Consider the following 13497-nt stretch of genomic DNA (forward strand, 5'->3'; position numbering starts at 1 on the left):
TTGGCCGGTTAGAGGATGGGTCTCACCTCCCGCCACAGGAGATTTCATGACCGCCGACAACACCGTGACCCTGTTCTTCTCCCCCAACACCCGCGCCTCCTGCGCGCTCACTTTGCTGGAGGAACTGGGCGCTCCCTACCGCCTCCATGTGCTCAACATGAAGGCCGGCGCGCAGCGCCAGCCGGCCTACCTCGCCGTCAATCCCATGGGGAAGGTGCCGGCCATCCTGCACCGGGGCGAGCTCGTCACCGAGCAGGTCGCGATCTTCATCTATCTCGCCGACGCCTTCCCCGAGGCCGGTCTCGCGCCCGCCATCGGCGCGCCGGGGCGGGGGGCGTATCTGCGCTGGCTCGCCTATTACGCGGCCTGCTACGAGCCCGCCCTCATGGACCGCGCCCTTGAGCGCGAGGCCGGTCCGGCCTCCATGTGCCCCTATGGCGACTTCGACACCATGCTCGACACGGTGACGCGGGAACTGGCGGCGAAGCCCTATCTCCTCGGCGACCGCTGCACGGCGGCCGACATCCTCTGGGGCAACGCCTTCCGCTGGGGCGTGATGTTCAAGCTGGTGCCGGAAACGCCCGTGATCGCCGATTACGTCCGGCGCATCACCGGCCGGCCGGCAGCGCTCCAGGTGGCGGAGCTGGATGCACGGCTCGCCGCCGAGCATCAGGCGGCGGTGGATGCCACCGCATCGCCGGGCTGAGCGCCACAGCCCTCCCCCTGCGAAAGGCCGCTTTGCAAAATGCCGGAAATCGCTCCAGAACGGACGGCAGGCAAGAACAGGCCCGTGCGCCCCGAGGTGGCACGGGCGGGGAGGACCAGATGGGCGAGAAGCGGATGGATCGCGGGCCGGGCCATCGGCAGCCCGTGGGACTCGCGCCGACGAGGCGCCTCAGGAGCCGACGCGCCGTTGCCCTCGCGGCGGTGCTGCTCCTCTCCGGCGCAGCACCGGCGCTGGCGCTGATGTCGCCGCAGGTCTACGCCACGGCCCGCGACGGCGCGAAGAATGTCATCGTCCTCGCCGTGGAGGGGGTGACGCTTACCCCGCGCGCCTTCGGCACCTGCGCGGTGACGGGAACGGTGAAGGTGGTGGAGCGCGGCACGGCCTACACCGTCGATCAGAAGGTGACGCTCGACGTCCCCTGCGCCCGCCCCAACGCTTTGCCCCCGCTGGGCGGCACCATCTACCAGGAGACCGACAAGCTGCAGGCCGCCAAATTCGGCCGCGCCTATCTCGACGCTGACGGCAAGCTGGTGCTCTCGCAATATTTCCAGCTGGAGGCGCTGCCCTGAGGGGCGTCAGCCATCGGAGCAGACCGTCATGACCGGGCTTGTCCCGGTCATCCACGTGGATGGTCTGGGAATACCTATCCGACCGACAGCGCCAGTGGCCCGACGTGGATGGCCGGGACAAGCCCGGCCATGACGCACCATTTGGGGGAGCGTAGGCAGTCGGCTCAGTCGCCCTGGCCGGGCTCCGGGGAGAACAGCTCTTCCTTGCCGGGCTTGCCGTCCCATTCCTTGGCGTCGGGCGGGGCGTCGCGCTTCAGGGTGATGTTGGGCCAGGTCTTGGCGTATTCGGCGTTGAGCGCGAGCCACTTCTCCAGCCCCGGCTCGGCATCGGGCTTGATGGCCTCGGCCGGGCACTCCGGCTCGCAGACGCCGCAATCGATGCACTCGTCGGGGTGGATGACGAGCATGTTCTCGCCCTCGTAGAAACAGTCCACCGGGCACACGGACACGCAATCCATGTATTTGCAGCGGATGCAGTTCTCGGTGACGACGTAGGTCATGGGCAATCCCTTTCGAGGGGTCCGGGTAGCGCAGGCGCACGCGCCACGCAAGCGGCTGCAAGCCGCAGGCCCCTAAACACCGCTACGCTTCTGTTATTTCCTCAAAAAGCGCGAGGGCGGATGTAGCATCTCCCCGGCGCTCCGCAAAGGCGGTGACGCGCAGCACCCGCACCTGCCGGTCGAGGGCGATGGTGAGCACCTGCCCCGCCCGCACCATGTGGCCGGGGCTGGTCACCCGCGCGCCGTCGAGCCGCACATGGCCCGAGCGGACGAGATCGGCGGCGTCCTCGCGGGCGCGCACCACGCGGGCGTGCCAGATCCAGCGGTCGAGCCTCTGCCGCTCCGCCGGATCCGTCACGGGTCAGCCGCCCTTCTTCTCCGCCTCCAGCCGCGCCTTCAGCGCGGCGAGGGCGGCAAACGGGCTATCGGGGTCCGCCGGCTTCTCGCGGCGGCGCTCCTGATGGGCGGGGCGGTTGTCCGCCCGCTGCTCGGGACGCGGCCCACGATGGCCCTCGTTCCGGTGGCCTTCCTGCCGATGCTCGCGGTTGCCCTCGTTCTCGCGCGGGCCGCGGAACGGGCGGTCGCCACGCGGCGGACGCGGCGCGCGCTCGCCTTCGGGGGCACCGGCCTCGGCGGGGGCATGCTCGGGACGGCGGTGGGGCGGACGGCCATCGCGACGCTCGCCGCGGCCACCACCCTTCTCGCCAACGCGATCGCCGCGATCGCCACCGGGACGATCGCCGAAGCGGCGGCCTTCGCCGGCAGGACGCTCGCGACGCGGCGCGCCCGGCGGACGGCCGGGACGCCACACCTCGATCAGCTCGGGCTCGGCGGGAGCGGCGTCGGCCGCGGGAGCCTCGGCAACGACCTCGGCGACGCCTTCAACCGCCTCTGGGCCACCGGGGGCGGCGGGGGCCTCGACCTCTGCCGCGACTTCGGCGGCGGTGGGATCGCCAGACACCTCGACCGCCTCGGCAGCAGCCTCGGCCTCGGCCGCGTCGGCAAGAACCACATCAGCGGCGACCACGTCAGCGGGGGTTTCTTCGGCGGGCGATTCCTCAGAGGGAACATCCTCGGCGGGCGCCTCGACAAGCGCCTCGTCCACCGATTCGGCCGGCGCTTCTGCCGGGGCGTCGAACAGGAGATCCGCCTCGATGGCGCCTTCCGGCAGCGGGGCCAGCTCCACAGGGGCGGCTTCCGGCGCGGCGGCGGGGGCCTCGGCCTCCGGCGGCGGGGGGCGGCGCTCCATGCGGTAGCCCAGCGACTTCAGGATGGAGGCGAAATCCTCCCCCGAGCAGCCGGCCAGCGAGGTCATGCCCACGGTGACGGTGAAGCCCCGGCCATCCACAGCCCCGGCCGGCTTGGGGCCGGGGGAGTTGGGCCGCCACGCCAGCGCGGGGCGGATGAGGTCGGCAAGGCGCTCCAGAATGTCCACGCGCACCGCGCGCTCACCGCACACGCGGAAGCCGACGGCGCGATAGAGCCCCTTCTGCACCTCGTGATCCACCGGGATGGAGGTGCGGCCCGAGGCGGCAAGGTGCGGCAGCTCGTCGAGGCCCTTCTGGGCGAGGCCGCCGTGCTTCAACGCATAAAGCTCAGCCGCCAGCGCGCGCGGGGCGGGCTTCAGCAGCGCCGGCAGGTAGATGTGATGGGCGCCGAAGCGCACGCCATGGCCACGCAGGGTGGCGCGGGCGGCCTGATCCAGCCCCTTCACCTCGTCGGCGACGCGGGCACGCTCCAGCACGCCGAGGCTCTCGACGATCTGGAAGGCGATGCCGCGGGCGATGCCGGTGATGTCCTCGGCGGTGCCGAGCTTGGTGAGCGCGCCGAGCAGCTTCTCGATATGGGCGGCCACCCACAGGGTGAGGCGCGCCTCCACCTGGTCGCGGGCCGGGCCGGTGAGATGCTCGTCGGCGATGATCTTGAAGCGCGGCTTCAGCACCTCGTCGCCGGGGATGAGCTTGGCCACCGCCTCGCCCGTCCAGCGGATGGTGCCGTCGAAGGTGAGGACGAACGCCTCGTCCACCGCCTGCGACAGGCGCTGGGCGCGCTGCTCGATCTCGCCGGCCAGCGCCTGCTGGGCGGCGGCGCGCAATGCCTTCGCCTCCTCGCCACCGGCCGCGGCTGCGGGATCGGGGGCGAACTGGAAGCCGTGGAGGTGGCCGATGACGTGGCCTTCGACGGTAACGTCACCGGTCTTGCTGATTTCAGTTTCGAGCATCGTGTTCTCTCGCAGGCGCCGCATGAGCACGCTGGTCCGCCGATCCACGAAACGCTGGGCCAGCCTTTCGTGCAACGCATCCGACAGCTTGTCCTCGACCCCTCTCGTGACGCCTTGCCAGTGCTCCGGATCCCTGAGCCAGTCGGGCCGGTTCGCGACGAAGGTGAGGGTCCTCACCTGCGCGATCCGGTTCGACAACGTGTCGATGTCGCCTTCTGCGCGATCGGTCAAGGCGATTTGACGCGCGAACCAGTCATCGGGGATGCGGCCACCCCCCTTTATGTGCCCGAAAAGGGTGCCCACCAGCTCCGCATGGGCGCCCGGGGAGACCTTCCGATAGTCCGGCACCTGGCAGGCATCCCACAGCCGTTCCACGTCGGCGGCGCCGTCGAGACGGCCCGTCACCTCCATGTCCCGGCTCATGATTTCAAGCACCGCAACGTCATCGGCGGTGGGCGCGCGGGTCAGCCCCTCCTCTTTCGGGAGGCGCGAAAGGGAGGCGAGGAGCGCGGCGGGCGACTGGAAATCCGCGACGGCGTTGCGCCATTGCAACACCTTCGCAGTGTCGAACACATGCTCCTCCAGCCGCGAGACCAGTTCCTCCTCGAACGGTGGACAACGTCCCGTCGTGCCGAACGTGCCATCGCGTGTCGCACGGCCGGCGCGCCCGGCGATCTGCGCCATCTCGGAGGCGTTCAGCTTGCGATACTGCCAGCCGTCGAACTTGCGGTCCGAGGCGAAGGCCACATGGTCCACGTCGAGGTTGAGGCCCATGCCGATGGCATCGGTGGCGACGAGATAATCCACGTCGCCGGACTGGTAGAGCTCCACCTGCGCATTGCGGGTGCGCGGCGAGAGGGCGCCCATCACCACCGCCGCACCGCCCCGCTGGCGGCGGATGAACTCGGCGATGGAATAGACCTCGTCCGCCGAGAAGGCGACGATGGCCGAGCGGCGCGGCAGGCGGGAAATCTTGCGCTCGCCGGCGAAGGAGAGGGTGGAAAGGCGCGGCCGCACCACCACGTTCACCCCGGGAATGAGCTTTTCCACCAGCGGGCGCATGGTGGCCGAGCCGAGCAGCAGCGTCTCGTGGCGGCCGCGCCGGTTCAGGATGCGGTCGGTGAAGACATGGCCGCGGTCGAGATCGGTGGCGAGCTGGATCTCGTCGATGGCGACGAAGGCCACGTCGAGATCGCGCGGCATGGCCTCCACGGTGGAGACCCAGTAGCGGGCGTTCTCCCCATGGCGGCCCTTGGGCTTGATCTTCTCCTCGCCGGTGATGAGCGCGACCTTCTCCGCCCCCACCCGGTCAACGATGCGCTGGTAGACCTCGCGCGCGAGCAGGCGCAGCGGCAGGCCGATGATGCCGCTCTCATGGCCGAGCATCCGCTCGATGGCGAGGTGGGTCTTGCCCGTGTTGGTCGGGCCAAGGACCGCGCTCACCCCCCGCGCCCTCAGATTGCGCGGCAGCACGGCCCATCGGGTGACGTCGTCCATCGGCTCTGGCGCAATCCACGTAAAGGAGGGGTGTCCCTGTATCATATCGGGACGCGGGGGCCATGGCGAAAGGGGGCGCGCGGACATTCGCGGAACGGGAGGGGAGCGAATCAGGTGAGGGGCAGGGTTCGCGGGGTGTTCTCCCGCGAGGCAGGCCAGCGCGTCCCATACCCTTGACTTGATGCGGCTTTTCCTTCCCATGGAGGTAGGGCGGCGCGGCAGCACGCGCCGGGGGCGTGGAGGCAGCGGTGTTTCTGAAATGGGCTGAACTTTCCTCACCGGCACTCGCAGCGCTGGACAAGACCCGCATGGTCGCCGTCCTGCCCGTCGCCGCCGTGGAGCAGCATGGCCCCCACCTGCCGCTGGGCACCGACCTCTTCATCGCCGAGGGCTATGTGGAGCGCATCGCCTTCATGGTGCCGCGCGAGGTGGACGCGGTGTTCCTGCCCGTGCAAGCGGTGGGCAAGTCCGACGAGCACATCTCCTTCGCCGGCACGCTCACCCTCTCGCCCGCCACCGCCATCGCCGCTTGGGTGGAGCTGGGCCGCAGTCTCGCCCGCGCCGGGGTGCGCCGCCTCGTGCTCATGAACACCCATGGCGGCAACGTGCCGGTGATCGATCTGGTCGCCCGTACCCTGCGGGTGGACCACAAGATGCTGGCCGTCACCTGCTCCATGCACCGCTTCGGCTACCCCGTGGGCCTCTTCTCCGACCACGAGCGGGCGCACGGCATCCATGGCGGGGAGATCGAGACCTCGCTGATGCTCGCGTTCCGCCCCGAGCTGGTGGACATGAGCCACGCCGGGCCGTTCCCGCCCTATTCCATCGCCATGGAAACCGAGTTCCAGCGCCTGCGCGCCAACCACCCGGTCGGCTTCGGCTGGCTGGCGGAAGATCTCAGCCCCGACGGCGCCATGGGCGACGCCACCCACGCCACCGCGCTCAAGGGCGAAGCCGCCTACGAATACGGCTCCCGCGCCTTCGTGGAGCTTTTGAAGGACGTGGCGGCCTTCGACCTCGCGCGGCTGGAGCCGCATGCGTGAGGGGGCGGGGACGGCAGACGAAAGCGCGTGCTCCCCATGTCACCGTGTCATCCCCCGGCTTGTCCGGGGCATCCACGGTAGGGCTGGATCCGGCTCTCGAACATGGCTCAGGCGGCGCAGTGGATCGCCCGGACGAGCCGGGCGATGACGGCGGGAAGGGAGCGCTTCAGTAGCCCGGCCCTGACGGCGCAATAATCGCTCCCCTACCCCCGCTCCGCCCCTGCAATCAACTCCGGCAGCCGGGCGCGGTTCAGCGCGAGCCATTGCAGGGCGAGGATGAGGAAGCCGTTGATGCAGCGCCCCTGCGCGATGGCGGCGAGGGCTTCGTCCACCGGCACGGCGAAAGGCCGGGTCGTCTCCGTCTCCGCCGCCGATCCCGCCCGCTCGGGCAGGCGCGCGGCATCGAGGATGCCGAGATAGAGCAACACGCGCTCGTCGCTCACCCCGGGCGACGGGGTGAAGGTGAGCATGGGCAGCAGCAGGCGCGGGGTGACGCCCGCTTCCTCCTCGCACTCCCGCCGGGCGGCGTCTTCGGGCTCCTCGCCCGGCTCCACGATGCCGGCGACGATCTCCACCAGGTCGCCGCGGTCTTGGACGAGGTGCGCCGAGAGGCGGAACTGGCGGATCAGCACCACGTCATCGCGCGCGGGATCATAGCCGAGCACCCCCACCGCCGTGCCGCCGCGCACGATGTCGCGCACCTGGGCATCGCTGGTGCCGTCGGAATGATGCAGCACGAGGCGGTAGCGCTCATAGGGGCGGAAGCCCTTGGCGAGCAGTTCCGGGCCTTCCACGTCCACGCGGGCGGGGCGGTCTTCCATCTCGCTCACTGGCGCACCACGCCGTGGCCGGTGGCGTCGAGGTTGAAGGCGGCCGCGAACAGGGCGCGGGTGTAGTCCTCCTTCGGATGCTCGAACACGTCGTGGGCCGGCCCCTCCTCCACCATCTTGCCGTTGCGCATGACGAGGATGCGGCTCGCCAGCGCCGAGACCACGCGCAGATCGTGGGAGATGAACATGAAGGTGAGGTCCCGCTTCTTCTGCAGCGCGCGCAGCAGGTCCACGATCTGCGCCTGCACGATCATGTCGAGGGCGCTGGTGGGTTCGTCCAGCACCACGAAGGAGGGCTCCAGCGCCATGGCACGGGCGATGGAGATGCGCTGGCGCTGGCCGCCGGAGAATTCGTGCGGATAGCGGTGGCGTGTCTCCGGATCGAGCCCCACGTCGGCGAGCGCCGCGATCACCCGCGCCTCCCGCTCATCAGCGGTGAGCTTGCGCTGGTGGACCAGCAGCCCCTCCCCCACGATCTCCGCCACCGACATGCGCGGCGAGAGCGCGCCATAGGGGTCCTGGAACACGATCTGCAGGTCGGAGCGCAGCGGCCGCATGGCCTTGAAGCTCAGCGCATCGATGGGCTTGCCGAGGAAGGCGATGGGTCCGGTGCTGGAGATGAGCCGCAGCAGCGCAAGCCCCAGCGTGGTCTTGCCCGAGCCCGATTCCCCCACCACGCCCAGCGTCTCGCCCCGGCGGATGGCGACGGACACCCCGTCCACCGCCTTCACGTGCCCCACCGTCTTGCGCAGGATGCCGCGCTTGATGGGGAAATAGACCTTGAGGTCGTTCGCCTCCACCACGATGGGCGCATCGGGGGCGATGGGCGCGGGGTCCGGCTTCGGCTCGGCCTTCAGCAGCGCCTGGGTATAGGGGTGCTTGGGGTGGAGGAAGGTTTCCTCCGCCCCGCCCTGCTCCACGATCTCGCCCTTCTGCATCACGCACACGCGGTCGGCGATCTTGCGCACGATGCCGAGGTCATGGGTGATGAACAGCATGGCCATGCCGAGCCGCGCCTGAAGCTCCTTCAAGAGCTTCAGGATCTGCGCCTGCACGGTCACGTCGAGGGCCGTGGTGGGCTCGTCGGCGATCAAGAGGTCCGGCTCGTTGGCAAGCGCCATGGCGATCATCACGCGCTGGCGCTGGCCGCCGGACAATTGGTGCGGATAGGCGTTGAGCCGCTCCTCCGGCTGGGGAATGCCCACCTCGGCAAGCAGTTCCAGCGTGCGGGCGCGGGCGGCGTGGGCGGACATGCCGCGATGGAGGATCAGCATCTCCCCCACCTGCCGCTCGATGGTGTGGAGCGGGTTCAGCGAGCTCATGGGCTCCTGGAACACCATGGTGATGTTGTTGCCCCGGATGCCCCGCAATTCCCGCTCGGAAACCGTGAGCAGGTCGCGCCCCTTGAACAGAATCTCGCCCGAGGGATGGCTCGCCGAGGGATAGGGCAGCAGCTTCAGCACCGACAGCGCCGTGACCGACTTGCCGGAGCCGGATTCGCCGACCAGCGCCAGCGTCTCGCCCTTGGCGAGATCGAACGACACGGTCTTCACCGCCAGCGCCGGCGGCGCACCATCGCCCCGGCGGAAGGCGACGGAGAGGTCGCGGACGGAAAGGAGGGGTTCAGCGGTCATGCGAGGCGACCTTCTGGAGGAGCGCGCGGACGTTCGCTTCGGTGGGTTCGAGCCTCTCCAAGCCCTCGTGCGGCTTGATGCGCTGATCCGAAGAGAGAAACACGCTGCATTTCATCCCGAGCGCGGTGGCAACATGAATGGCGTCGGGAAGCTTCAGTGTCTTGTCACGGGAGCGGAGGAATGCGGCATCGTGCAGGACTTGCCGGAAGACCGGCACGACCTCGATGTGCCGGTTCGAGACGGTCCAATTGTCATAGACTTGAACAAGATCGTCCCGGCCCACTTCCAGCGGCTTCACCAGCAGCTCGCTGTGCGTCAGCTCGCTTGTGACCAGTGGCGGCACGCCCGATTCCCAGCCGGAAAGCAGGAGGGAAACGAGCAGTTCGGACGCGGGTTCGCGCCCCTCGAAGGCTTTGACGAAAACATTGGTGTCCCAATAGATCCGGAAGGCCATCGCAGGTTCAGTCGTCCCACTCGTCCCGCAACTGACGGATTCGCTCCACCGGGTCGTCGCCGATCGGATCGACGTGCCGTGCGAGCGCAAGCAATTCCCGGAGTTTCGCCTCGGAAACCGGCGCCGGCACGACTTCGACGATGACCCGCAGGCCGTCGCTCTCCGCACCGACCTGCTGCAGATCCTCGGGCAGCTTTTCCACCGGGTAGTTCTGGCGCACGATCGTATTCATCTCAGTCACCCTCGCGCATTCATCCTACCACACCCGCCCCTCACCCGAACGTCTTGCGCGGGTCGAAGGCGTCGCGCACCGCCTCGCCGATGAAGATGAGGAGGCTCAGCATCACCGCCACGGTGAAGAAGCCGGTGAGGCCGAGCCACGGGGCCTGGATGTTGTTCTTGCCCTGGGAGAGCAGTTCGCCGAGCGAGGGCGAGCCCGGGGGCAGGCCGAAGCCGAGGAAGTCCAGCGCCGTCAGCGTCATCACCGAAGACGACAGGATGAAGGGCAGCATGGTCAGCGTCGCCACCATGGCGTTGGGCAGCATGTGCCGCGTCATGATGGTGAGGTTGCCCACCCCCAGCGCCCGCGCCGCCTGCACGTACTCGAAATTGCGCGCGCGGAGGAATTCGGCGCGCACCAGCCCCACCAGCGACACCCACGAGAACAGCAGCAGGATGCCGAGCAGCACCCAGAATCCCGGCACCAGCACCGAGGAGATGATGAGCAGCAGGTAGAGCGAGGGGATGGCTGTCCAGATCTCGATGAAGCGCTGGAACAACAGGTCCACCCAGCCGCCGAAATAGCCCTGCACCGCGCCCGCCGCGACGCCCACCACCGAGGAGACGATGGTGAGCGCGAGGCCGAACAGCACCGAGATGCGGAATCCGTATATGAGGCGGGCGACCACGTCGCGGCCCTGGTCGTCCGTGCCGAGCCAGTTCACCTCAAGCCCGGAACAGCCCGACACCCCCTTCTTCTCCGCCGCCGCCTTGCACTGGGCCTCGGTGAGCATCCAGGTGGGCGGCGAGGGGGCGGGGGTGGGCAGGTCCAGGTTGTGGGTGGAATAGGAGAAGCGGATGGGGGGCCATACCATCCAGCCGCCCTTTTCGGCGATGAGCTTCTGGAGGAAGGGGTCGCGGTAGTCCGCATCCGTCTCGAAGTCGCCGCCGAACGCCGTCTCCGGATAGGCCTTCAGCACCGGGAAGTAATAGCCGCCGTCATAGGAGACGAGGATGGGCTTGTCATTGGCGATGAATTCGGCGCCGAGGCTGATGACGAACAGCACCATGAAAACAACGAACGACCAGTAGCCGCGCCCGTTGCCGCGGAAGTTCGCGAGCCGCCGCCGGTTGAGCGGCGAGAGCGCGAAGCGGCCCTTCGGCTTCGTCTCGCCGGGGGGCGGCAACGAGCCATGGGCGGTATCACGGGCGGCGGGCACGTCGGTGGGCGCGCCGGGCTGGAGCACGGGAACGGCATCCATGGCTCAGACCTCCCGCGTGTCGAAGTCGATCCGCGGATCGACCAGCATGTAGGTGAGGTCCGAGATGAGGCCGACGATGAGCCCCGCCAGCGAGAAGATGTAGAGGGTGGCGAACACCACCGGATAATCGCGGTTCAGCACGCTCTCGAAGCCCAGCAGGCCGAGGCCGTCCAGCGAGAAGATGGTCTCGATCAGGAGCGAGCCGGAGAAGAAGGCGGCGATGAAGGCGCTCGGAAAGCCGGCGATGACGATGAGCATGGCATTCCTGAACACGTGGCCATAGAGCACCCGGCTCTCGGAAAGCCCCTTCATGCGCGCGGTGGTGACGTACTGCTTGCGGATCTCTTCCAGGAACGAGTTCTTGGTGAGCAGCGTCATGGTGGCGAAGGCGCCGAGCACCATGGAGGTGAGCGGCAGCACCAGGTGCCAGGCATAGTCCGCGATGCGCTCGGGCCAGCTCATCTGCCAGAAATTCTCGGAGGTGAGGCCGCGCAGCGGGAACAGATCGAGGAAGGAGCCGCCGGCGAACAGGATGATGAGCAGGATGGCGAACAGGAAGGACGGAATGGCATAGCCGACGATGATGACCGCCGAGGTCCACACATCGAAGCGCGAGCCGTCGCGCATGGCCTTGCCGATGCCGAGCGGGATGGAGATGAGATAGGTGATGAGCGTCATCCACAGGCCGAGCGAGATGGAGACGGGCATCTTCTCGCCGATCAGCTCCAGCACCGAGATGTCGCGGAAATAGGACTTGCCGAAATTGAAGGTGGCATAGTCCTTGATCATCTTGAAGAACCGCTCGTGGGGCGGCTTGTCGAAGCCGAACTGCTTCTCCAGCTCCTTGATGAAGGCCGGGTCGAGGCCCTGCGCGCCCCGGTATTTCGACGACATGTCCGCCGCCGCACCCGCCTGCGCCGCCGCGCCCGCCCCGCTGAAGTCGCTGCCGCCGCCGGAGACGCGCTGGGTGGCGGAGACATCCTCGCCGGTCAGTTGCGCGATCACGCGCTCGACCGGACCGCCGGGGGCGAACTGGATGACCACGAACGACACCAGCATGATGCCGAGAATGGTCGGCACCATGAGGGCGATGCGGCGGACGATGTAGGCGAGCATCAGGTTTCCTGAAACGCAGCGTTGGGCATGGAGACTACAGCACTTAGCCTCAGCCAAGGCGGGGGCCGATCATTTTTCGTCGAGGCCGGCGAATGGGCCCGCCGCGCCGGCGCTCTCCTGCTCTGCTTCATGCCCCGCCGATGCCCCGGACGCGGAGCCGAACGCGGCACCGGACGCGGCTCCGGGCCGCGACGGCGGCACCTTGCAGCACGGCCAAGGTGTTCAGGGTGTGACGCAAAGGCATCCCTTTCGGCGCGAACGATCCTGGGATGTTCATGATCGCCCGACGGCCCGTCAAGTGACAGCCGCTGCCCCGTCTGAGACGCCCGCTTCGGTCGCCCCCCGTCCGCACCCCACGCGCAAGGCATCGAACAGGGCGACGGCCCGGCGAACAGCCAAGGCACGATATCACCTGTTATTCTCCCCGGATTCGACAGTATCCATACGAAGCTTCGCAATAAATAACGCCAAAAAACTGCACCATGGTGCGGCATTGGAACGATTTTGCGCAATCTGGATTTCCTTGTTGCGCCCGGTTTTTGCGCGTCAGCACAGATAATGTGGAGGTTCAGATGAGAAAACTTGGCCTCCAAACCCGCCAATAAGGAGGATCACATGCGCAAGGCACTGCTTGCCTGTACCGGCTTGACCCTGGCCCTGATGGCCGCCACCGCCGCAAATGCCCAGAGCGGAGGCTCGGGTGGATCGAGCGGCTCCGGCGGAACCGGCGCTGCCGGCGCCACATCGCAGGGATCGGGCTCGCAGGGCGCCGGGTCTCAGGGCTCCGCAGCTCAGGGCCCCGCAGCTCAGGGGCCCACCTCTCAGGCGCCTGGCACGCAAAGCGGGGCGGCTCCGCGGGACGGGTCCCCCGGCGAGACCCGCGCCCAGACACCCGGCGGCAAGAATGGCGCGGACTCGTCCCGCCCCGGCCGCACGGACGTGTCGCCGAATGCGGCGCCCAACGCGGGCTCGCCCCGTACCCAGGGCGGTCCATCGGGTGACAACCCGGCCAACCGCAACGCGGAAGGCCAGCAGCGGACCCAGCCCAACGATCCCGGCCGCAATACGCAGGATCGCCGGGAGCCCATGGACCAGCGGGCCGGCGGCAACCGGGGCGGCGCCGACGCCACCGGCAGCGTCAACCTCACCGCCGAGAAGCGCACCACCATCCACCAGTCCATCACCCGCGAGCACGTCGCGCCGGTGCGCGACGTGAACTTCCAGGTGAATGTGGGTGTGGAGGTGCCGCGGACGGTGGACCTGCGCCCGCTGCCGCCGAGCGTGATCGAGGTCGTGCCGCAATATCGCGGCTACCGCTTCTTCGTGCTCGGGGACGGGCGGATCGTGATCGTGCAGCCGTCCGACTACAAGATCGTCACCATCATCACATCCTGACGCGGGACCGCAGGACATGGCTGCGCGGCA

The 13497-nt window shown here is 68.5% G+C and carries 13 protein-coding genes; 4 read left to right on the forward strand and 9 right to left on the reverse strand.

Translation table 11 applies throughout. The features are described from left to right. Positions 1–46: 46 nt before the first annotated feature. Together ACT54R_RS07835 and ACT54R_RS07840 are read left to right on the forward strand one after the other, a co-directional pair. Complete coding sequence (locus ACT54R_RS07835; RefSeq protein WP_476325132.1) at positions 47–706, forward strand: glutathione S-transferase family protein; 660 nt, start codon at positions 47–49, stop codon at positions 704–706. Between the two features lie 119 nt (positions 707–825). Next, positions 826–1296 carry a hypothetical protein gene (locus tag ACT54R_RS07840; RefSeq protein ID WP_476325134.1) on the forward strand — a complete coding sequence of 157 codons (471 nt, stop codon included), beginning with the start codon at positions 826–828 and terminating at the stop codon, positions 1294–1296. Positions 1297–1460: 164 nt separating this feature from the next. On the opposite strand, the gene fdxA is transcribed toward ACT54R_RS07840, so the two are convergent. From fdxA to ACT54R_RS07855, 3 genes are all read right to left on the reverse strand, one after another. After that, a complete protein-coding gene (gene fdxA / locus ACT54R_RS07845) occupies positions 1461–1796 on the reverse strand; it encodes a ferredoxin FdxA (protein WP_168462362.1) in 336 nt (111 codons plus the stop codon). A gap of 82 nt (positions 1797–1878) precedes the next feature. After that, positions 1879–2154: an RNA-binding S4 domain-containing protein gene (locus ACT54R_RS07850; RefSeq protein WP_476325137.1), complete on the reverse strand. Its 276-nt coding sequence runs from the start codon at positions 2152–2154 to the stop codon at positions 1879–1881. Positions 2155–2157: 3 nt separating this feature from the next. Beyond that, a complete protein-coding gene (locus ACT54R_RS07855; RefSeq protein ID WP_476325139.1) occupies positions 2158–5514 on the reverse strand; it encodes a helicase-related protein in 3357 nt (1118 codons plus the stop codon). 308 nt (positions 5515–5822) lie between these two features. Between ACT54R_RS07855 and ACT54R_RS07860 the strand changes: the two genes are divergently transcribed. Next, complete coding sequence (locus ACT54R_RS07860; RefSeq protein ID WP_168462395.1) at positions 5823–6557, forward strand: creatininase family protein; 735 nt, start codon at positions 5823–5825, stop codon at positions 6555–6557. A gap of 203 nt (positions 6558–6760) precedes the next feature. Here the strand turns inward: ACT54R_RS07860 and ACT54R_RS07865 are convergent, their stop codons facing one another. Genes ACT54R_RS07865 through ACT54R_RS07890 form a run of 6 tightly spaced genes read right to left on the reverse strand, consistent with a single transcriptional unit; the run spans position 6761 to position 12072 of the window. Next, positions 6761–7378: an NUDIX domain-containing protein gene (locus ACT54R_RS07865; protein WP_476326435.1), complete on the reverse strand. Its 618-nt coding sequence runs from the start codon at positions 7376–7378 to the stop codon at positions 6761–6763. 5 nt (positions 7379–7383) lie between these two features. Then, positions 7384–9021, reverse strand: a complete 1638-nt coding sequence (locus ACT54R_RS07870) for an ABC transporter ATP-binding protein (RefSeq protein WP_476325141.1) — start codon at positions 9019–9021, stop codon at positions 7384–7386. Then, positions 9011–9475: a type II toxin-antitoxin system VapC family toxin gene (locus ACT54R_RS07875; protein WP_476325143.1), complete on the reverse strand. Its 465-nt coding sequence runs from the start codon at positions 9473–9475 to the stop codon at positions 9011–9013. Before ACT54R_RS07875 ends, ACT54R_RS07870 begins: the two co-directional genes overlap by 11 nt. Before the next feature lie 7 nt (positions 9476–9482). After that, entirely contained in the window at positions 9483–9707 is a 225-nt protein-coding gene (locus tag ACT54R_RS07880) for a hypothetical protein (protein ID WP_476325145.1), read from the reverse strand. 40 nt (positions 9708–9747) lie between these two features. Beyond that, positions 9748–10956, reverse strand: a complete 1209-nt coding sequence (locus ACT54R_RS07885; protein ID WP_476325147.1) for an ABC transporter permease — start codon at positions 10954–10956, stop codon at positions 9748–9750. A 3-nt stretch (positions 10957–10959) separates the two neighbouring features. Beyond that, positions 10960–12072, reverse strand: a complete 1113-nt coding sequence (locus ACT54R_RS07890; RefSeq protein WP_168462357.1) for a microcin C ABC transporter permease YejB — start codon at positions 12070–12072, stop codon at positions 10960–10962. 615 nt (positions 12073–12687) lie between these two features. Here ACT54R_RS07890 and ACT54R_RS07895 point away from each other — a divergent pair. After that, on the forward strand, positions 12688–13467 hold the full coding sequence (locus ACT54R_RS07895; RefSeq protein WP_476325150.1) for a DUF1236 domain-containing protein: 780 nt from the start codon (positions 12688–12690) through the stop codon (positions 13465–13467). Positions 13468–13497: the final 30 nt, after the last annotated feature.

It is taken from the genome of Xanthobacter sp. DMC47, from assembly GCF_056313845.1.